Genomic DNA, 22,109 nt, shown 5'->3' on the forward strand with positions numbered 1-22,109 from the left:
GCGCATCCGCCACTTCGGGAAGCGGGCTGCCGAACTCCAGCAGCCCTTTACCGCCCGCTGCGTAGCTCCCGCTTTTGCGCGCCGTCCGCGCGAATATCGGCGCCCCGTGGCCGAAAGGAGCCATTCCGTGGGGCCCCCAGCCAGAGCTGTGCAGCATTGCCCCAAGGTCAGGAGCAACATTGCCCAAGATGTCGTAGATCAGTCCCCGACCGGGAGCCAGCACGCTCTCCCAAGGCAGAGACGAAGCCGACGTCACAACCCCAACGCGCAGTCGCACTTCACACCCCTCAGCAATCAACGAACGCAAGCGACACGCCGCAGCCATAAGGCCGCAACTGAGAACGCAGACTCTAAGCCCACCCACTGACAATGCGAGAAATCAGCAGCTCATCGCGATCTCAGGGCAAAGCTTCACGCGCAGCGAGCAGTATTCGCGCCGCAACCGCCGCATGATCGACACGTGCGTCCACGACTGACGTCGACATGTGGGTTAAGTTTTGGAGCGTGCGCGATTTGCGTGTCCACGGTTGTCAAGTGCCGGTCGATTGATAGCGTCTCCTGGGTCAGCCCACCCGTGGAGGGATCTATGGACGCATGCTTGACGCCAACTCTCCTCGTGTTGGGAACCTGCTCAGGTGTAACGGCGTGGTATTGGTGGCGTCTGGCGAGGAGAATCCTGAAATCGCTGGCAGTCGAGATCCGGACACCCATCTGGTCGTTCATGAGGGTTGCAACCTCGGCCCGAATCGACACCCTCCCACCCGAGCTGATGCCAGGTCTCTGCCAGCCGTCGCCAGACCACCCGCCGCGCAATATCACGCCAACGTCCGGAACTCCGTCGCACGGATTCCACAAAGGACGAACCGCGAGCCGAAAAGCGTATTTTCACGTCTGCACGTCCGTCCTCGTGATCACCGTCTCCATCGAATAATGGACCGGAAATTCAACAGTGAGGACACTTGAGAGTCGTATAGGGTTTCTCCATCAGCCCACCACGTGGGTCGCAATACATGCGGGCTGGTATTCGGCCGGAGAGTCGATACCTCTATTATTATCCCTCCAAGGGGACTTATCTCGCACACTCGTGCGCATTTCCATGGTCGGAGAGCGGCGGGCACTTCGACGTCCGCCGCTCCGCTAGCACTTTCGTTAAGGGCCGTTCCTTCTCGCCCCAGCCGGACCACAACAGGACATCGTGCGGCTGCCCGAGTTGCGTTTCCTCGTCGCCCCCAGCGGGGGTCACACCGGGCTGAAGTGAGCAGCAGGGCGCCGATGTACGCATGTCCCTGGGCTTGACTCTGTCGTGAATCTTGGTGTTCGGCTGCTGGCGATGAGCTAACGCGACCGGTAAGCCGTCTCGTTGATCGTCTATGCCACGACAAGGGACACGACCGGGAGCGTCACACGCGGGCGTGACTGCCCCAGCAGACTGAACATCACTGGGCGATGGCAAAGATCAGCTGGCAGATCTCTATTACTCACGTCAGCACGAGCACGGTCGAACCCTCACTCCCGGCGCCGGACAGCCCATGTCGAAGCCCACCGTTCCTCAGCCCCGCACCGCCCACGACCCGCTGCCGATGACCATCTGGTGCCCCGACTCGGACGAGCCCAACGTCGCCCCCATCCCGGGTGCGGTGCTGCCGGCCTGGGCCATCGACAGGATCCGCACCGACTTCATGGGACGCCCCGCCCACCGGCCCGCCCCGCTCCTCAAGATCGCGATCCGGGATACCGCACCTGGGATGGACGCCAGGATCCCCTCCGCCCCGTTTACCACCACGGCCGACGACGAGGACGCCGCGCAAAGGCCGTCCACGCTCCTTGCCGAGCTCCACCCCGACGCACTCCCCGTCCCCACCGGTGACCTGCCGGCTGCCGGGAGCGGAATGCCCGGTGCGTTGGAGGATGGCTGGCCTGGCTTCTTCCACCGCGCCCACCGGCTCCTCCCCGACAACGGGCTGCTTCTGCTGGCCACCCGTCAGCGTCGGGAGTGCGGACGCCTGACCGACCCGCTCGGCACACTGATCGCGTCAGCCCGCACCGCCGGGTTTCGCTACCTGCAGCACATCGTGGTCGTCTATGGCCGGCCGGTCATCAACCGCCTGGTTCCTGCTCTTCCCGCAGACGGAGCCCGCGGCGTCGCGCACTGCGACCTCATCGCCCTGTCCGCGATTCGCCACGCGTAGAGCCGAGGCCGAAGGAGAATCGCTGTGCCCTGCCCTCTCTCGGTGTGGAACACCGCCCCTACCTCCGCTCCAGCCCAGCGGAGGGGGCGCTACGTGCCCGGTTCGGCCGCCCACCCTGCCAAGATGCTCCCGCTGATCGCCGCCCACGCCGTCTCCACCTACACCCGGCCCGGAGACTTGGTCCTTGACCCGATGTGCGGCATCGGCACCACCCTCGTCGAGGCCATCCACCTTGGCCGCAACGCCATCGGCGTCGAGTACGAACCCCGGTGGGCCGGCCTCGCCCGCCTCAACGCCGCGTCCGCCTCCCGCGAAGGCGGCGCCGGCACCGGCGTCGTGCACCGGGGTGACGCCCGCCATCTCACCCAGCTCGTTCCTCCCGAGCTCCACGGTGAGGTGGACCTCGTGGTCACCTCACCGCCGTACGGCAACTCCGTTCACGGGCAGGTCCGCTCCAGCCGTGAGACCGGCGAACGCGGTGTGGCCAAGAAGGACTACAGCTACAGCCACGACCCCTCCAACCTCGCCCACGTCTCCACCGACCGGCTCCTGGAAGCCTTCACCGACATCCTCACCCAGTGCCGACACGTCCTGCGCCTGGGCGGCACCGTGGTCATCACCACCCGCCCTTGGCGTGAACGGGGCGAACTCGTCGATCTGCCCTCCGCCGTCCTGGCCGCCGGCCAGGCGGCCGGCCTCACCCCGGCCGAACGGTGCGTCGCCCTCCTCGCCGGCATCCGTGACGGCCGCTTGATCGCCCGCCCGTCGTTCTTCCAGATGAAGAACGTCCGCGATGCCCGCCGCCAGGGCATCCCGCTCGCGGTGGTCCAGCACGAGGACGTCCTGGTCTTCACCCGGCCGGGGAAACGCGCAGCAGGCACTCCCACTGCGTGCCCGAAGTCTCCGGCGTGCACGGCTGGAACCGCCTGCGCAAGGGAACCTCGGGCGGCGGTCAGGTTCCGCGGCTGCCCTCGGAGGGACCGCTGTGGCGGCCACTGACCTCCCGATCGGCAGTAGTTCTCGGGGGCCGGCGGGCCGGGGGTTGTTCCTGTCGTGGCTCACCATGACGCGCCGGCCCGCGGAAGACGGACGGTGAGTATCTCACGGGGGCCCAGGGGCACCGAACAAGATCGCGGTCTTGACGACATGGCCGAGACGGAGCGTCCATGGTCGTCGGTCACTCGCATACCGGACGAATTGCCCTGCTCGGCTGACGGCTTGCGAGTGGTCGAGGAGTACGTCGTCGTCGAAGGCGAGGACGCTCAGGCTCTGGCTCAGCGCCAAGCGGACGCAATTCGTGAGGTGCTGGAGTGGCTGTACGCCCACCGCGGCGACGCGACTCGGAAAAGCCGAGCGTGAGCTCCCGCCCAGAGCCACTGAAAGGGACAGCACATGCGGGAGTTGTCATCCAGCGCTCCGCCCTGGGCCGCCGCGGTGCCCGATCGGCCGTGGTCCGTGCAGAGCATTCCGGACGCAACCGCCGTCCCGGTCAGCGTTCCGGTGGCCTGGCTCGGGCGTACGTCGACTGAAGACGCGCAGGACCCCACGCTTTCCCTTCCACGCCAGCTCCGCAACGCCCGAGCAGTCTTGCCGCCGGGGTGGGTCATCGTGGCCCACTTCTACGACGTCGAGTCCGGTCGAAAAGAGCTGGACGAGCGTGGCCATTCTCTCGCACACCGGCAGTTCAACATCCCCATTCCGCGTGACGGCAGCATCTCCGATCTCCTCGAAGAAGCCCAGCGCTCCGACCGTCGCTTCGCCGCGGTCATCTGTGAATCGATCGAACGTGTCGCCCGGCGCACTTACTTCGGCACCAAGATCGAGTACGAACTGGAGCAAGCCGGCGTTGCCCTATGCGCTGCCGACGAACCGATCGTTACCGGCCCCAGAGCCAAACGTGCCACACCGACCCTTACCCGTCGGGTCAAGCAAGCCGTCTCTGAGTGGTACGTACTCCAGATGCTGGAGCTGTCCTGGGACGGCTTCGTCGAGCACATCTCTCAAGGCTGGAATGTGGGAAAGCCTCCCTACGGCTATCTGGCCGAGAGGGTGCCCCATCCTGTCCCGGCCCGCCGTGCCGAAGGCCGTACCAAGCACCGGCTCGTCCCCGACCCAGCGCGGGCCCCGGCGGTCACCTGTATCTTCCAACTCCGCGGGCTGGACAAGCTCGGCTACGACGCCATCGCCGACCGGTTGAACCTGGACCTCGCCGGGTACCCGCCTCCGGAGCCGACCCGCGCCAACGCGGCTCTGGGGCGCTGGAGCGGGTCTGCCGTGCGGGAGATCCTCCGCAATCCCAAATACACGGGCTATCAGGTCTGGAACCGCCGCGCGACGAAAAAGGGCGGTCGCAACAATGACCCGAAGGACTGGATCTGGTCTCAGCGCCCCACTCATGAACCTCTCGTCACCAAGGAGCTGTTCGACACTGTCTCCGTAATGGGCAGTAAACGCCAAGGATCCCGCACCACCCATGGAGCCAACGCACACCCGGCCACCAAACGCTCCTACGTTTTGCGGTCGTACGTCTGCTGCGACATCTGCGGGCGCCGCATGTTCGGCAAGACTCGCCACCAGATCCCGTACTTCGCCTGCCAGCCCGATCCGAATGAGCATCGTGACCTACCGTGGTTCCCCGACCACCCCAAAAGCCTGTGGATTCGCGAGGAGATCCTGATCGCCTCCATCTCCCGCTTCTTCGCTACCAGGATCTTCGGCCCCGATCGGCGCAGCCATCTCACCACCGCACTCGAAGCCTCGCGGCCGGAAAAGGACACCAGCGATCGCATCGCCAAGGAACGCGCAGCGTTGGAGCACGCCATCAGTGCCATCGGCCAGCGTCAGGCCCGCCTCATCCGTAGCCTTGCCGACGGTCTCGGTGCCGATGACGACTCAGTCGATCTTGACCTCGATCAGGAGAAGCAGTTTCGTGACGCCATCCGCAGGGAGCACGCCACGCTCGGCTCGCAGCGCGAACAACTCGCCGAGCAACTCGCTCGTCTGAACACGCCGAAACCGGCAGCAGGCTCTGGCGACACCGCAGCTCTGCTGGATGCGCTTCCGCGCCTCGATGTGGATCTCGCTTTGGTTCCGGAGGAGATCCAACGGCGGCTCTACGACGCTTTCGGGCTTGAAGTCCGCTACAGCCGCCCCCGGGAAGAGGTGACCCTGCGGGTGACGATCCCAGGGAACATGGTTGACGGACTGGCGTCCGTCACCCGTTCGCTGGACCCGTGGAACAAAAAATCGGGCCCCCGCACCGAAGTGCGGGAACCCGATCACGGCACCCAGGACGGACAAGCCGGTCAAAACCGGCAGATCCGTTCCCATCTTCTGGGTGCCCCCGGCAGGATTCGAACCTGCGCACACGGCTCCGGAGGCCGTTGCTCTATCCCCTGAGCTACGGGGGCGACAGGAAGAACATTAGCAGGTTGGAGAGGGGGGTCGCGCACACGGTTGTCTGGGGGGCGGGCGGTGACGCGTGGGAGGGCTCCGACGGGGGTGCGGGGGCTCGCGGGTGGGTGGTGGTGGGGATGGGGCGTCAACGGGGGGAGGGGCGGCGGGGGTGTGGGCGGGACGGGTGGGGAGGGAAGGGCTGGTCAGTGCGGGTGTGAAGGGGGCGGCGGGAGGGCGTGTTCACCCGTGGCGGGGAAGAAAGCGGTAAAACGCGGACGCATCGAGAGGGCTGCGCCTACGCTTTCGGGTGTGGCGGGCGCGTCCGGCCGGGTCCTTGTCGTCGACGACAACAAGGTCATCCGGCAGCTGATCAGGGTCAACCTTGAGCTGGAGGGCTTCGAGGTCGTGACCGCGGCTGATGGTGCCGAGTGCCTGGAGATCGTCCATTCCGTGCGGCCCGACGTCATCACCCTCGACGTCGTGATGCCCCGGCTCGACGGCGTGCGCACCGCCTCCCGGCTCCGCGCCGATCCGCGTACCCGGCGCATAGCCATCGTCATGGTGAGCGCCGGCGGGCTGCCCGCCGGCATCAGCCGTCCCGGCACGGTCGACGCCTTCGTCGCCAAGCCGTTCGAGCCCGAGGCCCTCGTCGAGACGGTCCGCCGTCTCCTGCCGCGCGAGGCCGGCCCGCCCGCCGCGGAGCCCTCCGCCGACCCGCCCCCGAGCCCTCCCGGGACCATCCCGCCACCGCCCCCAACGGCTGACCCGGACCGGACCAGGAGCCGGATCCCGAAGGATTCCTTTCGGCAGCTCGTTCTCAGCCAGGCCGCGCGGCTTTCCCTTCCCCTCGCCGCCTCGCGTCGAGGACGGTGCTGGTTCCGCGCGCGGTCCGTCCTCTCGGCCCGCTCCGTTCTCCCGGCCTCTCGGCGGGGCCGTCGGCGCCGCCGGGACGCGTCCCACGTGACGAAACCCGCTCGCCCGACCACCCCCCGCCTCGCCTAGGCTTTTCCCGTGACCCCCGCCGAGCTGTCCCGCGTCGTCCTCACCGCGGTACGGCGTGCCGTGGACGCGGCCGAGCTCGCCGTCGAGGTGCCCGAGAGGGCGGCCGTCCAGCGGCCTCCGCGCGCCGACTGCGGCGACTTCGCCAGCAACGTCGCGCTCAAGCTGGCCGGTCCGGCCGGACTGCCGCCCCGCGAGGTCGCCGAGATCCTGCGCCGCAGGCTGCTGCGCGATCCCGGCATCGCCGCCGTGGAGGTCGCCGGTGCCGGGTTCCTCAACATCACGTTGAGCACGCCGGCGTACGACGAGGTCGTCCGGCGGGTCCGGGAGCTGGGGGAGGCCTACGGGACGAGCGACGCCGTGGCCGACGAGCGGGTGACCGTGGCCCCCGCCGTTCCCGGCGCCGTGCGGGGCACTCTCACCGCGGACGTGGTGAACCAGCTGCTGCGAGCCGCCGGAGCGCGTCCCGCCCAGCCCGGGGGTCCGTACGAGCTGCTGGTGGTCGTCGAACCCCGATACGACGAGCTCGGCGGACGCGAAGCCGGCGGCGAAAACGACGGCGAAATCGGTGACGAAACCGGCGGCGAAACCGGTGACGGGGGCGCCGGCAACGGAACCGATGCCGGCGCTCCCGTACCCGCTCCCGTACCCGCCACCGCACCGGGCGAGCCCGCCGCCCCGGGCCCCGCGGCGCCCTCCCTCGGCCGGCTCGAAGCGCTGCTCGGGCCCGACGCCGCCCGCTGGGCGCTGCTGCGGCCGCCCGCCGGGGACGAGCCCAGGCTCGGGCCGGCCGACCGGGCCGTCCTGCTCGCCCAGCGCGAGGCCAACCCGCTCTTCCGGGTCCGGTACGCGCACGCCCGCACCCGGGCCCTGCTGCGCAACGCCCGGGACCTCGGCGTCGACGTGGACGGCGCCCTCGACCCCCGGGAGAACCCCGAGAACCCCGAGAACCCCGGGCCCCAGTCCGCCCCGGCCCTCGGCAACGACCTGCGCAACGATCCCCGGGACCCCCCCGTCCGCCCTCCCGCCGCGACGACGCGGCAGGACCAGGACCCCGAGCGGGCCCCGACCCCGGCCGCGAGCGGCCCGCCCCCCGCCTACCACCCGGCGGAGACGGAGCTGCTCGGCCTGGTCGCCGACTACCCGCGGGTGGTCGAGAGCGCCGCCCGGCGCCGTGCCCCGGACCGGATCGCACGGCACCTGGAGCGCCTCGCGGACGCTTTCGCGCGCTTCCACGACGAGTGCCCGCCACTGCCCAAGGGCGACGAGAAACCCTCGGCCGTCCACGCGGCACGTGTCCGGCTCGCCGACGCCGCCGGGATCGTGCTGGCGGTCGGCCTGCGAACGTTGGGCATCGGCGCCCCCGACCGGGTCTGACCAGGACCGAGGCCATACCCGAGGCCGCACCAGAGGCCACAACCGGCCCCACCCGAGGAACTGTCGAGACCCGACCGGGACCTCAAAGGGACCTCAAAGGGGCCCAAACGGGACCTCCAAGGGCCCCGACCGGGACCCAGTGGAGGCCCTCGGGCGCCGGGAAGGCCCCCGCCCCGACCCCCCGGGCGGTGCCGCAAGCTCCCCTCTGGCGTGCGGCGGGCCGGAAACGGGACAGAGCGGAGAACTCGCGGGCGGGGAGCCCCGTAAGAAGATCCAGAAGCTCGACCCGTATCCACCCGTCCAGCCACCGCCCGAGCCCCGAGACATGTCAAGACATCTCCCGAACATCTCCCGAGAGCCACGAGAAGACCGCCTCGCCATGCAGACTCAGCCTCAGCAGTCCACCGCGTCCGACCAGTCGATACCGCCCCACGGGAGAGAGACCGCCGTGAGCCGTTCCGCCCACCCCGCAGGTCCCCGCCACGCCGACGTGCTGCCGCAGGAGCACCTGGTCGGGCCGCCCGCCGACCTCAACGCGCTCGACCCGCGGGTGTGGTCGCGGTCGGTCAGCCGCAACGCCGACGGCGTGGTCGAGCTGGCCGGGCACGACGTGCGCGACCTCGCCGCCGAGCACGGCACCCCCGCGTACCTGCTGGACGAGGCGGACTTCCGGGCCCGCTGCCGCGCCTGGCAGGCAGCGTTCGGCCAGGACGCCGACGTCTTCTACGCCGGGAAGGCGTTCCTCTCCCGCGCCGTCGTGCGCTGGCTGACGGAGGAGGGCCTCAACCTCGACGTCTGCTCCGGCACCGAGCTCGCGGTGGCGCTGGACGCCGGGATGCCGGCCGAGCGGATCGCGCTGCACGGCAACAACAAGTCGGCCGCCGAGATCGAGCGGGCCGTCACCGCCGGGGTCGGGCGGATCGTGCTCGACTCCTTCCAGGAGATCGTCCGGGTCGCCGCCGCGGCCGCCGCGCACGGGGTGCGGCAGCGGGTGCAGATCCGGGTGACGGTGGGCGTCGAGGCGCACACCCACGAGTTCATCGCCACCGCGCACGAGGACCAGAAGTTCGGCCTCTCGCTGGCCGACGGGCAGGCAGCCGAGGCGGTGCGCCGGGTGCTGCGGCTGGACAGCCTGGAGCTGGTCGGCGTGCACAGCCACATCGGCTCGCAGATCTTCGACACGGCCGGCTTCGAGGTGGCCGCGCGCCGGGTGGTCGGGCTGCTCGCCGAGGTCCGCGACGAGCACGGCGTGGAGCTCCCCGAGATCGACCTCGGTGGCGGCCTCGGCATCGCCTACACCTCCGCCGACGACCCGCGCGAGCCGCACGAGATCGCCAAGGCGCTCGCCGAGATCGTGGCGCGCGAGTGCGAGGCCGCCGGGCTCGCGCAGCCGCGGCTGTCGGTCGAGCCGGGCCGGGCGATCGTCGGGCCGACCGCGTTCACGCTGTACGAGGTGGGCACCGTCAAGCCGCTGGAGGGCCTGCGGACGTACGTGAGCGTCGACGGCGGGATGTCGGACAACATCCGCACCGCGCTCTACGACGCCGAGTACAGCGTGGCGCTGGTGTCGCGGGCCAGCGACGCCGAGCCGATGCTGTGCCGGGTGGTCGGCAAGCACTGCGAGAGCGGCGACATCGTCGTCAAGGACGCCTTCCTGCCGGCCGACATCGCCCCCGGTGACCTGGTGGCGGTGCCGGCCACCGGCGCCTACTGCCGGTCGATGGCGAGCAACTACAACCACGCGCTGCGCCCGCCGGTGGTGGCCGTCACCGAGGAGGGCACGAGGGTGATCGTCCGGCGCGAGACGGAAGAGGATCTTCTGCGGCTGGACGTCGGCTGATCCGAAAGCGCGGAGGATGGGCCGCCCAGCCGTAAAATCGGCGCTCATGACTGGTCTCGCGATCCGGACAAGGCGTGGCTTTGGCCATCCGGTGCGTGAGACTGGACTCCGCCAGAACCCTCCTGGCCACACGGAACTCCCGTGCGGCGGGCGAGGGGTGAACACGTCCGGCCCGCGCGGCCGGTGCCGGTCGTGAGAGCTGTCCACGAGCCGCCTGCGGCTATTTTGTCTGCCGGAAAGAAGAGCGAGGTCGGATGATGCGTACGCGTCCGCTGAAAGTGGCGCTGCTGGGGTGCGGTGTGGTCGGCTCCGAGGTCACGCGCATTCTGCTGACGCAGGCGGACGACCTCGCCGCCCGGATCGGCGCCCCCATCGAGCTGGTGGGCATCGCGGTGCGCCGCCCGCACCGGGTGCGCGAGGGGGTCCCCGCCGAACTGCTGACCACCGACGCCACCGCGCTGGTCAAACGGGGCGACCTCGACGTCGTCGTCGAGGTCATCGGCGGGATCGAGCCGGTGCGCACGCTGATCACCACGGCGTTCGAGAACGGCGCCTCGGTGGTGTCGGCGAACAAGGCGCTGCTGGCCGCCGACGGCGCGAACCTGCACGCCAAGGCGGTCGAGAACGGCGTCGACCTGTACTACGAGGCGGCCGTGGCGGGCGCGATCCCGCTGATCCGGCCGCTGCGCGAGTCGCTGGCGGGGGACCGGGTCAACCGGGTGCTGGGCATCGTCAACGGCACCACCAACTTCATCCTCGACAAGATGGACTCCACCGGCGCCGGCTACAGCGAGGCGCTGGACGAGGCCACCGCGCTCGGTTACGCGGAGGCCGACCCCACCGCCGACGTGGAGGGCTTCGACGCCGCCGCGAAGGCCGCGATCCTGGCCGGGATCGCCTTCCACACCCGCGTCACCATCGACGACGTGCACCGCGAGGGGCTCACCGAGGTGACCGCGGCCGACATCGCCTCGGCGCGCAAGATGGGCTGTATCGTCAAGATGCTCGCGATCTGCGAGCGCAAGGACGACGGCAGCTCGGTCACCGCCCGGGTGCACCCGGCGATGATCCCCCTCAGCCACCCGCTGGCCTCGGTACGCGAGGCGTACAACGCGGTCTTCGTGGAGGCCGAGGCGGCTGGGCGGCTGATGTTCTACGGTCCCGGCGCGGGCGGTGCACCCACCGCCTCCGCCGTCCTCGGCGACCTGGTGGCCGCCTGCCGCAACAAGCTCGCGGCGACCACCGGAGCCGGCGAGTCCGCGTACACGCAACTGCCGGTGAGCCCGATGGGGGATGTGGTCACCCGCTACCACATCAGCCTCGACGTGGCGGACAAGCCGGGCGTCCTCGCACAGGTCGCCACGGTGTTCGCCGAGCACGACGTGTCCATCGACACGGTGCGCCAGCAGGGCAGAAACCAGGGCAGCGGCGATGAGGCCGCCTTCGAGCAGGGCGGTGGCGGAGAGCGTGAGGGTGGCGAGGCGTCGCTCGTCGTGGTCACCCACCGCGCGACGGACGCCGCTCTCACGGCGACCGTCGCCAGCCTCCGCAAGCTCGACACGGTACGCGGCGTGGCCAGCATCATGCGTGTGGAAGGGGAGTAGACCCGCAATGAACGCAACCATCGACCGTCCGCGCAGCTCGGGCACCCACCAGTGGCGCGGCATCATCGAGGAGTACCGCGACCGCCTGCCGGTCAGCGCGGAGACCCCGGTGGTCTCGCTGCTGGAGGGGGGCACGCCGCTGGTGCGCGCCCAGCTGCTGTCCGAGCGGACCGGCTGCGACGTCTTCCTGAAGGTCGAGGGGGCCAACCCCACCGGCTCGTTCAAGGACCGCGGCATGACCATGGCCATCTCCAAGGCCAAGGAGGAGGGCGCCCAGGCGGTCATCTGCGCGTCCACCGGCAACACCTCCGCCTCGGCCGCCGCCTACGCGGTGCGGGCCGGCATGGTGTGCGCCGTACTGGTGCCGCAGGGCAAGATCGCGCTGGGCAAGATGGGCCAGGCGCTGGTGCACGGCAGCCGCATCCTCCAGGTCGACGGCAACTTCGACGACTGCCTCGACCTGGCCCGCGGCCTGAGCGAGAAGTACCCGGTGGCGCTGGTCAACTCGGTGAACCCGGTGCGCATCGAGGGCCAGAAGACGGCCGCGTTCGAGATCGTGGACGCGCTCGGCGACGCGCCCGACGTGCACGTCCTGCCGGTCGGCAACGCCGGCAACATCACGGCGTACTGGAAGGGGTACCGCGAGTACGCCGACGACGGCGTCTCCACCCGCAAGCCGCGGATGTGGGGCTTCCAGGCGGCCGGGTCGGCGCCGATCGTCAACGGTGCCCCGGTGCGGCAGCCGCAGACCATCGCCACCGCGATCCGGATCGGCAACCCCGCCTCCTGGCAGTTCGCCGAGGAGGCCCGTGACGAGTCCGGCGGCCTGATCGAGGCTGTGACGGACCGTCAGATCCTCTCCGCCTACCGGCTGCTGGCCGCCAGCGAGGGAGTCTTCGTGGAGCCCGCCTCCGCCGCGTCGGTGGCCGGCCTGCTCAAGGCCGCCGACGAGGGCCGGGTCGACCCCGGGCAGCGCATCGTCTGCACGGTGACCGGCAACGGCCTGAAGGACCCGGACTGGGCGGTGGCCGGCGCCCCCCAGCCCACCACCGTGCCCGTCGACGCGGACGCCGCCGCCGCGCGGCTCGGCCTGGTCTGACCCCCTGGGGGCCGGGCTCGCGGCCCGGCCCCCGGGAACGGCCGACCCATGGGGCCGAGGGCCCGCGGGATTCCCCCCGGATGCCCCGCCGAGGGGGTCGGGCGGAGGGGCGCGCACGGCGGCGCGCCCCGGTGCCCGCGACGGTGCGACACGCTTCAAGCGCGGTGTGTGCGCCCTATGTCGCGGGGGAACCTTGTTTCGATAGGCTTGGACCACAGGCGCACGCGGTGCGCCCACCTCCAGCGGTCGCCTCCGACCGCCCCTCCCGCTCCGCCGCCCGGCAGGACGCCGTGCCCGGGAGCGACCCGCAAAAGGAGATTCGTCGAACGATGGCCGGTCCCGCGTTCCGCGCTGCGGCGGTACGAGTGCGTGTCCCCGCGACCAGCGCGAACCTCGGCCCCGGCTTCGACGCCCTCGGCCTGGCCCTCGGCCTCTACGACGACGTGGTGGTCCGCGTCGCCGACTCCGGGCTGCACGTCGACATCGCGGGTGAGGGCGCCGAAACGCTGCCGCGCGACGAGAAGCACCTGGTCGTCCGCTCCCTGCGGACCGCGTTCGACCTGCTCGGCGGCCAGCCGCGCGGCCTTGAGGTGGTGTGCGCCAACCGCATCCCGCACGGCCGCGGCCTCGGCTCCTCCTCGGCCGCCATCTGCGCGGGCATCATGGCCGCCCGCGCGGTCACCATAGGCGGCCCGGCGCAGCTGGACGACACCGCGCTGCTGGAGCTCGCCACCGAGATCGAGGGCCACCCCGACAACGTCGCGGCCTGCCTGATGGGCGGCTTCACGGTGGCGTGGACCGAGGGCGGCGCGGCCAGGGCGGTCCGGATGGAGCCCGCCGCCTCGCTGGTCCCGGTGGTCTTCGTCCCCGGCACGCCGCTGCTCACCGAGACCGCCCGCGGGCTGCTGCCGCGCACCGTCCCGCACGTGGACGCCGCGGCCAACGCGGGGCGGGCCGCGCTGCTCGTCGAGGCGCTGACCAGGCGTCCCGAGCTGCTGCTCGCCGCGACCGAGGACCGGCTGCACCAGGAGTACCGGGGGCCGGCGATGCCGGAGACCCTGGCGCTGGTGAACCGGCTGCGCGCGGCGGGCGTCCCCGCCGTCGTGTCGGGTGCCGGGCCCACCGTGCTCGCGCTGACCGACGAGGACGCCGCTGACAAGGTCTCCCGGTTCGCGGGTGAGGGCTGGGCGGCCAACCGCCTGGCGCTCGACGCCGCCGGGGCGAGTGTCCTGCCGCTCTCCAGTGGGCAGTGACACGATTGCCGGTCGAAGAGAGGGGGAATATCTGTTGGACCGGGTAGTGTTAACCTCAAGCCAGCATTCGCCGCCCCATGGGCGCGATGGGCTGTGTCCCCGTTGTGGGACCGCACTTCTTCCGGGAGCCTCCCACACCGCATAGGCAGCCAGTCCGGTCGCACCGGACAGCCTGTCCGGACGTGTCGAGCATGCTCCGGATCTCGGTACGAGCACCTCTTCCGTGCCGAGGGCACGTATGTATCTCTGCCGCCATCAGGCGGACCACCGCCCCGGGTTCCATCAGCGGGAACGCAGGACCCGGACAGCACGACCGGTCGCCGAGCCGCTCAGGCCGACGTCCGCTCCAGGGAAGGACCCTTCGTGAGCGACACCACCGATCTGATGGGCGTGCGCGCAGACAACACTGTCGCCGCGTCCGAAGCCGACGCGCCTGCCGCCGGTGCTGCCGCGGCCACCTCACGGCGACGCCGGTCCGGCACCGGCCTGGAGGGCATGGTGCTGGCCGAGCTCCAGCAGGTAGCCGCAGGTCTGGGTATCAAGGGCACCGCGCGGATGCGCAAGGGCCAGCTGATCGAGACGATCCGGGAGCGGCAGGCCGGTGGCGCGGCCCCCGCGGCGGCCGCGGCCGAGGGTGCGGCGACCGAGAAGCCCAAGCGCCGGGCCACCTCCCGCGCCCGCCTTGAGCAGGCGGAGACGGCCGAGGCCCCGCAGACGCAGATCGAGATCCCGGGCCAGCCGGCCGGCGAGAAGGCCGCGGCGTCCGACCGCGCCGACGCCGCCGACAAGGACACCAGGGCCGACAAGGCCGACCGTGCCGAAAAGGCCGACAAGGCCGACAAGGGCGGCGACCGCCAGGGCCAGGGCGACGACCGGCCCGAGCGTCAGCGCAGCGCCCGCGCCGACCGCCGCGAGCGGCAGCGCGACCGCCAGCGCAACCGCGGCGACGAGGGCGGCGAGGGCCAGCAGGGCGGCGGCCAGCAGGGCCAGAACCGCCGCGACCGGCAGCAGCAGGGCGGCGGCGCCGGCCAGCACGGCGGCCAGCAGGCCGGCGCCAACCAGCAGCAGGCGGACGACGACGAGTTCGGCGACGGCCGCGGCCGGCGCCGGGGCCGCTACCGCGACCGCCGCGGCCGCGGCCGGGGCCGCGAGGAGTTCGGCACCGAGCCGCAGGTGGCCGAGGACGACGTGCTGATCCCGGTCGCCGGCATCCTCGACATCCTCGACAACTACGCGTTCATCCGCACCTCCGGCTACCTGCCGGGCCCCAACGACGTCTACGTCTCGCTCGCCCAGGTCCGCAAGAACGGCCTGCGCAAGGGCGACCACGTCACCGGCGCGGTGCGGCAGCCCAAGGACGGCGAGCGGCGCGAGAAGTTCAACGCGCTGGTCCGGCTGGACTCCGCCAACGGCATGGCCGCCGACTCCGGCCGCGGCCGTCCGGAGTTCAACAAGCTCACCCCGCTGTACCCGCAGGACCGGCTCCGGCTGGAGAGCGACTCCAACGTGCTCACCACCCGGATCATCGACATGGTCTCGCCGATCGGCAAGGGCCAGCGCGGCCTGATCGTCGCCCCGCCGAAGACCGGCAAGACGATGATCATGCAGGCGATCGCCAACGCGATCACCACCAACAACCCCGAGTGCCACCTGATGGTCGTCCTCGTCGACGAGCGGCCGGAAGAGGTCACCGACATGCAGCGGTCGGTGAAGGGCGAGGTCATCTCCTCGACCTTCGACCGGCCCGCCGAGGACCACACCACCGTCGCCGAGCTGGCGATCGAGCGCGCCAAGCGGCTGGTGGAGCTGGGCCACGACGTGGTGGTGCTGCTCGACTCCATCACCCGCCTGGGCCGCGCCTACAACCTGGCCGCGCCCGCCTCCGGCCGCATCCTGTCCGGCGGTGTGGACTCCACGGCGCTCTACCCGCCGAAGCGGTTCTTCGGCGCCGCCCGCAACATCGAGGACGGCGGCTCGCTGACCATCCTGGCCACCGCGCTGGTCGAGACCGGCTCGCGGATGGACGAGGTGATCTTCGAGGAGTTCAAGGGCACCGGCAACATGGAGCTCAAGCTCGACCGGAAGCTCGCCGACAAGCGCATCTTCCCCGCGGTGGACGTCGACGCGTCCGGCACCCGCAAGGAGGAGATCCTGCTCGGCGGCGAGGAGCTGGGCATCGTCTGGAAGCTGCGCCGGGTGCTGCACGCCCTGGACCAGCAGCAGGCGATCGAGCTGCTGCTGGACAAGATGAAGCAGACGAAGTCGAACGCCGAGTTCCTGCTCCAGATCTCCAAGACGACCCCCGGGCAGAACAACGACTGACCCCGGTCCGTCAGGCCCGCCCGGCCGAGACGCCCGCGTGCCCCCGCCGAGCCGGGGGTGCGCGGGCGTCTCCGCGTCTCCACGTCTCGGCGACGCGGCTGTTCGGTGCTTCCGCGTCCTCGGCGTCTCGGCGTCTCGGCGTCTCCGGACGGACGGGTCCGGGCATCGGGAGAAAGACCAGGTGGCGGCGGGGGCGCGCTCCCTCGGATGGCGGCGGGCGGGAGCCGGGCGCACGATGGGAGGTCTGACACACCGGACACCTCCGGAAGGCGTCGTACGGCCCGCGAACGCTCCACGGCACCGCCGGCGGTGATCCGGACAGGAGGAAGCCGAGGTCCCGCCCATGCCGGACGACCAGCAGCCCCGCACCGGCTCCAGCCCCACCGGAGCCGGCCGCACCCGCCGACACCGCCGGGGGCTGCTCATCGCGGCCTGGAGCGCGGCCGGCGTGGTGCTGCTGGGCGGCGCGGGCGCGGGGTACGCGTACCACCGGCTCAACGCCAACATCGACAGCGTCGACATCGACGGGGCCCTGGGCGGCCACCGGCCCGCCAAGCTGGGCAACGGCTCGATGGACATCCTGGTCCTCGGCTCGGACTCCCGCTCCGGTGCCAACCGCGAGTACGGCCACGACAGCGGCACCGCCCGCTCGGACACCGCGATGGTCGTCCACCTCGCCAAGGGCCACAAGCGCGCCACGGTCGTCAGCATCCCCCGCGACACCCTCGTCACGCGCCCGGCCTGCGCGACCGCGGACGGGCGGACGGCCCCCGCGCAGCGGCAGACGATGTTCAACAGCGCCTACGAGGTCGGCGGCCCGGTCTGCGCCGTCAAGACCGCCGAGCAGCTCACCGGGCTGCGCATGGACCACTACGTCGAGGTGGACTTCACCGGCTTCAAGGACCTGGTGAACACCCTCGGCGGGGTCCCGGTGACCACCACCCGGGCCATCCACGACACCAAGAGCCACCTCACCCTCGCCGCCGGCACCCACACGCTCGACGGCGAGCAGGCGCTCGGCCTGGTCCGTACCCGGCACGCCGTGGGCGACGGCAGCGACCTCGGCCGCATACAGCTCCAGCAGGCGTTCATGAAGGCGCTGATGGACCGGATCGGCGGCCTCGGGCTGACCACCAACCCCGCCAAGCTGTTCGCCGTGGCCGACACCGCCACCCGCGCCGTCACCACCGACACCGGCCTCGGCTCCGTGGACAAGCTGATGGGCCTGGCCCAGAGCGTGCGGCACCTGGACTCGACGAACACGCAGATGGTGACGCTGCCGGTGCGGTACGACCCGTCGAACCCGAACCGGGTCGAGCCGCTGCCCCGGCAGACCGCGATGGTGTGGGCGGCGCTACGGGCCGACCGCCCGGTGCCCGCCGCCGCGGTGACGGGCTCGGCCGGGGGACGCGGCGACGCGGGCGGTGTCCTCCAGGCCGAACCGGAGCCGAAGCCGTCCGCCTCGCACGGCGGCTGAGAGCGCCGAGCGGCGGCCGGCGACACCCCGCCCCCCAGGGCTGCCCGCCCCCAGGGCTGCCCCGACACCCCCAGGGCCGTCCCGAACCCGCCGGGCCGTGCCGAGCGGCGCAGGGCCGTCCCCGAGCGGCCCCGGCGCGGCGGCGAGCGCCGTCCGGAGCCCTCAAGCGCCGACCTGGGAGCCCGCAAGCCCCCCGCCGGCCAAGGCGGCCCACGAGGCCGCGCAGGCGCCTCCTCGACCCCCTCAGGCCCCCTCAGGCCCCGTCCAGTGGTCCGGCGGCCCTCCCGACCTGCGGCGGAACCCGCGTCGGCCTACGACGGACCCGTGACGGACCCGTGACGGCCCGCGCGAGGCCGCACCCGTGGTCCCGGCCGTCGCCGCCGGCACCTGCTCTCACCCCGCTGACCTGCGACGATGTCCACGGGAATGTTCCGGTCCCGGACCTGGTTTTGTCCCAAAGGGCCGGTCCTGGCAGACTGGTCCGCTGGCCCCGGTTCACGCATCGGCAACCCCGCCTGTGCGACCCGGCGCCCTCCGGAACCTAGGAGCACCCTTGAAGCGCGAGATCCACCCCGAGTACGTCGAGACCCAGGTCACCTGCACCTGCGGCGCGTCGTTCACCACCCGTAGCACCGAGACCAGCGGCCAGATCCGCGCGGACGTGTGCTCCGAGTGCCACCCGTTCTACACGGGCAAGCAGAAGATCCTCGACACCGGCGGCCGCGTGGCCCGCTTCGAGGCCCGCTTCGGCAAGAACGCCGGGTCCGGCAAGAAGTAGCGGTCCCGCCAGCGCCGGTCTCCGCGACGCTCCGTCCAGGTGCGTCGCGGGCCGGCGCTTTGTCGTCCCCGGCAGTGCCGCCCCACCGGCGGCAGCCGCCCGGAGGCGCAGGTCCCACCCGCGCCGACAGCGCTGTCAGCGCCGTCCCCCAGCATCAGGCAGCATCTACTCCTCCAGGAATCCACCATGTTCGAGGCGGTCGAGGAACTGATCGGCGAACACGCCGACCTCGAAAAGCAGCTTGCCGACCCCGCGGTCCACTCCGACCAGGCCAACGCCCGCAAGCTCAACAAGCGCTACGCGGAGCTCACCCCCATCGTCGGCGCCTACCGCGAGTGGCGGCAGACCGGCGAGGACCTCGACACCGCCCGTGAACTGGCCGCGGACGACCCGGACTTCGCCGCCGAGGTCAAGGAGCTGGAGAAGCACCGCGAGGACCTCACCGAGCGGCTGCGGCTGCTGCTGGTGCCGCGCGACCCCAACGACGACAAGGACGTGATCCTGGAGGTCAAGGCCGGCGAGGGCGGCGAGGAGTCCGCCCTGTTCGCCGGCGACCTGCTGCGGATGTACCTGCGGTACGCCGAGCGGCTCGGCTGGCGCACCGAGATCCTCGACGCCAACGCCTCCGACCTCGGCGGCTACAAGGACGTCCAGGTCGCCGTGAAGGCCAAGGCCTCGCACGAGCCCGGGCAGGGCGTGTGGGCGCGGCTGAAGTACGAGGGCGGCGTGCACCGGGTGCAGCGGGTGCCGGCCACCGAGTCGCAGGGCCGTATCCACACCTCCGCCGCGGGCGTGCTGGTCACCCCGGAGGCCGAGGAGGTCGAGGTGGAGATCGGCCCCAACGACCTGCGGATCGACGTCTACCGCTCCTCGGGGCCCGGCGGCCAGTCGGTCAACACCACCGACTCCGCCGTGCGCATCACCCACCTCCCCAGCGGCCTGGTGGTCTCCTGCCAGAATGAGAAGAGCCAGCTGCAGAACAAGGAGTCGGCGATGCGCATCCTGCGCTCCCGGCTGCTGGCCGCCGCCCAGGAGGAGGCCGAGCGGGAGGCGTCCGACGCCCGCCGCAGCCAGGTGCGCACCGTCGACCGCTCGGAGCGGATCCGCACCTACAACTTCCCGGAGAACCGCATCTCCGACCACCGGGTGGGCTTCAAGGCGTACAACCTGGACGAGGTGCTCGACGGCGGGATCGACGCGGTCATCCAGGCGTGCGTCGACGCCGACTCCGCCGCGAAGCTCGCCGCCGCCGGCGAGGGCGACTGAGGAGAGGACGGGACGTGAACCTGCTGCTCGCCGAGGTGGCGCAGGCCGCCCAGCGGCTGGCCGACGCCGGGGTGCCCTCGCCGCGCTTCGACGCGGAGGAACTGGCCGCGTACGTCCACGACGTCAAGCGCGGCCAGCTGCACACCGTGGCCGACGCCGACTTCGACGCGCGCTACTGGGAGGCCGTGGCCCGCCGTGAGGCCCGCGAACCGCTCCAGCACATCACCGGACGCGCCTTCTTCCGCTACCTGGAACTCCAGGTCGGACCCGGGGTGTTCGTGCCGCGGCCGGAGACGGAGTCGGTGGTCGGCTGGGCGATAGACGCCGTCCGCGCCATGGACGTCGCCGAGCCCCGCATCGTCGACCTGTGCACCGGCTCCGGCGCCATCGCGCTGGCGCTGGCCCAGGAGGTGCCCCGGTCCCGGGTGCACGCCGTGGAGCTGTCCCCGCAGGCGCTGGAGTGGGCCCGCAGGAACACCGCGGGCAGCAAGGTCGACCTGCGCGAGGGCGACGCCCTCACCGCATTCCCCGACCTCAACGGGCAGGTGGACCTCGTGGTCTCCAACCCGCCCTACATCCCCACCACCGAACGCGCCCTGATGGCACCCGAGGCGCGCGACCACGATCCCGAACTCGCCCTGTTCTCCGGCACCGACGGCCTCGACGCCATCCGCGGCATCGAGCGCACCGCGCACCGGCTGCTGCGCCCCGGCGGGGTGGTCGTCATCGAGCACGCCGACTCCCAGGGCGGCCAGGTGCCGTGGATCTTCGACGAGGACGCCGGGTGGGCCGACGCCGCCGACCACCCCGACCTCAACAACCGCCCGCGCTTCACGTCCGCCCGCAAGGCGACGCCGTGAGCGCCCAGCCCCTCGCACCAGCTCAGTTCCTGGAGGACATCCCATGGCACGGCGATACGACTGCGCGGACGCGACCGACCGGGTCACCGGCCTGCGTGAGGCCGTCTCGGCGGTCAAGCGGGGCGAACTCGTCGTCCTGCCGACCGACACCGTCTACGGCATCGGCGCCGACGCCTTCGACAAGGACGCCGTAGGCGACCTGCTGGAGGCCAAGGGCCGCGGCCGCAACATGCCCTCGCCGGTGCTGGTCGGCTCGCCCAACACCCTGCACGGCATCGTCACCGACTTCTCCGAGCAGGCCTGGGAGCTGGTCGACGCCTTCTGGCCGGGCGCGCTGACCCTGGTCACCAAGCACCAGCCGTCGCTGCGCTGGGACCTGGGCGACACCCGCGGCACCGTCGGCGTGCGCATGCCGCTGCACCCCGTCGCCATCGAACTGCTCACCGAGACCGGCCCGATGGCCGTCTCCAGCGCCAACCTCACCGGCATGCCCTCGCCGCAGGACTGCGACGCCGCCCAGGGCATGCTCGGCGACTCCGTCGCCGTCTACCTGGACGCCGGGCCGACCCCGGCCGCGGTGCCGTCCAGCATCGTCGACGTCACCGGCAAGGTGCCGGTGCTGCTGCGGGCCGGGGCGATCAGCGCGGAGGAGCTCCGCAAGGTCGTACCCGACCTGGAGGAGCGCCGTTGACGACCCCCCTGCCGCGGGCGGCCGGCGGCGCGGTCGCCGGCCACCTGCCGCCGGCGGGGCCGCGGCCGCGCCCCGACACCCTGCGCGTCCTGCACGTGTGCACCGGCAACGTCTGCCGCTCGCCGATGGCCGAGCGGCTGATGCGGCACGGCCTGGCGCAGCGGCTCGGCGCGGCGGCCGGCGCCATCGTCGTCGAGTCCGCCGGCACCTGGGGCCACGAGGGCGCGCCCATGGAGCAGCACGCGGCCGCCGTCCTCACCGAGTACGGGGCCGACACCGTCGGCTTCACCGGCCGTGAGCTCCTCGACGAGCACGTGATCGACGCCGACCTCGTCCTGACCGCCACCCGCGACCACCGCGCGCACGTGGTGTCCATGGGGCACGCGGCGGGACTGCGCACCTTCACGCTGAAGGAGTTCAACCGGCTGGTGCGGGCCATAGACCCGGCGACCCTGCCCGAGGGCGGCGTCGCCGAGCGGGCCCGCGCCCTGGTCCAGGCCGCCGCCGCGCTGCGCGGCTGGCTGCTGGCGCCCAGCCTCGGCGCCGACGAGGTGCACGACCCGTACGGGGCGCCGCTGGCGTACTTCCGCAGCATCGGCGAGGAGATCCAGGACGCCCTCGACCCGGTGGTGACCGCTCTCACCGGCATCCCCGCAGCCGTCTGACGACCGCGGGACCCGCGGGACCCGCCGGACGGCTCCCGCCCGACGACCGCAGGACCCGCCCTCCGAGGACCGCCCGACGCCGCAGGACCCGCCGGAACCGCGCCGGCGGCCCGCAGACGTACGGCAGGCGTACCGAGCGGCCCCGGGTCCCCGGCGTCCCCGCGTCCCGCAGCGTTCCCGCGTCCCGCAGTGTCCCCCGTCTCACCGGCCGGCCGCTGCCGCCGCACGGGGACGAACCCCGACTCATACCCGCAACCGGGGCGGTGGAACCGCCGCAGCCCGCTGTGAGTCCT

Annotated in this window: 16 protein-coding genes, 1 tRNA gene and 2 pseudogenes; 17 read left to right on the forward strand and 2 right to left on the reverse strand. The window is 71.7% G+C overall.

All coding sequences use genetic code 11. The features are described from left to right. Positions 1-1,529: 1,529 nt before the first annotated feature. The 4 genes and pseudogenes from BS72_RS23740 to BS72_RS40000 all read left to right on the forward strand — a co-directional run. Positions 1,530-2,189, forward strand: a complete 660-nt coding sequence (locus tag BS72_RS23740; RefSeq protein WP_037913384.1) for a hypothetical protein — start codon at positions 1,530-1,532, stop codon at positions 2,187-2,189. Positions 2,190-2,213: 24 nt separating this feature from the next. Then, positions 2,214-3,188, forward strand: a complete 975-nt coding sequence (locus tag BS72_RS23745) for a TRM11 family SAM-dependent methyltransferase (RefSeq protein ID WP_037913386.1) — start codon at positions 2,214-2,216, stop codon at positions 3,186-3,188. Positions 3,189-3,335: 147 nt separating this feature from the next. Next, positions 3,336-3,548, forward strand: coding sequence for a hypothetical protein (locus BS72_RS38690; RefSeq protein ID WP_157856321.1), 213 nt, complete (start codon positions 3,336-3,338; stop codon positions 3,546-3,548). A gap of 600 nt (positions 3,549-4,148) precedes the next feature. Beyond that, positions 4,149-4,565, forward strand: a pseudogene (locus BS72_RS40000) (recombinase family protein); the annotation flags it as partial. 516 nt (positions 4,566-5,081) lie between these two features. On the opposite strand, the gene BS72_RS23750 reads toward BS72_RS40000, so the two are convergent. Continuing rightward, positions 5,082-5,519 (reverse strand): hypothetical protein, encoded by a 438-nt coding sequence (locus tag BS72_RS23750; RefSeq protein ID WP_037913387.1) that lies wholly within the window; start codon positions 5,517-5,519, stop codon positions 5,082-5,084. A gap of 8 nt (positions 5,520-5,527) precedes the next feature. Further along, positions 5,528-5,599, reverse strand: a tRNA-Arg gene (locus BS72_RS23755). 265 nt (positions 5,600-5,864) lie between these two features. Here BS72_RS23755 and BS72_RS35840 point away from each other — a divergent pair. The 13 genes and pseudogenes from BS72_RS35840 to BS72_RS23820 form a co-directional block, all read left to right on the forward strand. Continuing rightward, positions 5,865-6,290 (forward strand): annotated as a pseudogene (locus tag BS72_RS35840) (response regulator); the annotation flags it as partial. 306 nt (positions 6,291-6,596) lie between these two features. Continuing rightward, positions 6,597-7,961 (forward strand): ArgS-related anticodon-binding protein NrtL, encoded by a 1,365-nt coding sequence (gene nrtL / locus BS72_RS23765; RefSeq protein WP_037913389.1) that lies wholly within the window; start codon positions 6,597-6,599, stop codon positions 7,959-7,961. Positions 7,962-8,409: 448 nt separating this feature from the next. Beyond that, entirely contained in the window at positions 8,410-9,801 is a 1,392-nt protein-coding gene (gene lysA, locus BS72_RS23770; protein WP_037913391.1) for a diaminopimelate decarboxylase, read from the forward strand. Positions 9,802-10,055: 254 nt separating this feature from the next. Next, complete coding sequence (locus BS72_RS23775; protein WP_037913393.1) at positions 10,056-11,405, forward strand: homoserine dehydrogenase; 1,350 nt, start codon at positions 10,056-10,058, stop codon at positions 11,403-11,405. Positions 11,406-11,412: 7 nt separating this feature from the next. After that, a complete protein-coding gene (thrC, locus tag BS72_RS23780; RefSeq protein ID WP_037913395.1) occupies positions 11,413-12,504 on the forward strand; it encodes a threonine synthase in 1,092 nt (363 codons plus the stop codon). Positions 12,505-12,833: 329 nt separating this feature from the next. Further along, positions 12,834-13,757, forward strand: coding sequence for a homoserine kinase (thrB, locus tag BS72_RS23785; RefSeq protein ID WP_037913397.1), 924 nt, complete (start codon positions 12,834-12,836; stop codon positions 13,755-13,757). Between the two features lie 363 nt (positions 13,758-14,120). Beyond that, positions 14,121-16,079, forward strand: coding sequence for a transcription termination factor Rho (gene rho / locus BS72_RS23790; protein ID WP_037913399.1), 1,959 nt, complete (start codon positions 14,121-14,123; stop codon positions 16,077-16,079). A 343-nt stretch (positions 16,080-16,422) separates the two neighbouring features. Then, the gene (locus BS72_RS23795) at positions 16,423-17,556 is read left to right on the forward strand and encodes an LCP family protein (RefSeq protein ID WP_051951584.1); all 1,134 of its coding nucleotides are present in this window, start codon (positions 16,423-16,425) and stop codon (positions 17,554-17,556) included. Positions 17,557-18,109: 553 nt separating this feature from the next. Further along, complete coding sequence (gene rpmE / locus BS72_RS23800) at positions 18,110-18,334, forward strand: 50S ribosomal protein L31 (RefSeq protein WP_037913402.1); 225 nt, start codon at positions 18,110-18,112, stop codon at positions 18,332-18,334. A 186-nt stretch (positions 18,335-18,520) separates the two neighbouring features. Then, positions 18,521-19,600 (forward strand): peptide chain release factor 1, encoded by a 1,080-nt coding sequence (gene prfA / locus BS72_RS23805; RefSeq protein WP_037913404.1) that lies wholly within the window; start codon positions 18,521-18,523, stop codon positions 19,598-19,600. A 14-nt stretch (positions 19,601-19,614) separates the two neighbouring features. Then, the gene (gene prmC / locus BS72_RS23810) at positions 19,615-20,460 is read left to right on the forward strand and encodes a peptide chain release factor N(5)-glutamine methyltransferase (RefSeq protein ID WP_037913408.1); all 846 of its coding nucleotides are present in this window, start codon (positions 19,615-19,617) and stop codon (positions 20,458-20,460) included. A gap of 43 nt (positions 20,461-20,503) precedes the next feature. Next, entirely contained in the window at positions 20,504-21,151 is a 648-nt protein-coding gene (locus BS72_RS23815; RefSeq protein WP_037913411.1) for an L-threonylcarbamoyladenylate synthase, read from the forward strand. 44 nt (positions 21,152-21,195) lie between these two features. After that, on the forward strand, positions 21,196-21,816 hold the full coding sequence (locus tag BS72_RS23820) for an arsenate reductase/protein-tyrosine-phosphatase family protein (protein ID WP_037917381.1): 621 nt from the start codon (positions 21,196-21,198) through the stop codon (positions 21,814-21,816). Positions 21,817-22,109 lie beyond the last annotated feature (293 nt).

The sequence above is a fragment of the Actinacidiphila yeochonensis CN732 genome (assembly GCF_000745345.1).
Taxonomy (GTDB): domain Bacteria; phylum Actinomycetota; class Actinomycetes; order Streptomycetales; family Streptomycetaceae; genus Actinacidiphila; species Actinacidiphila yeochonensis.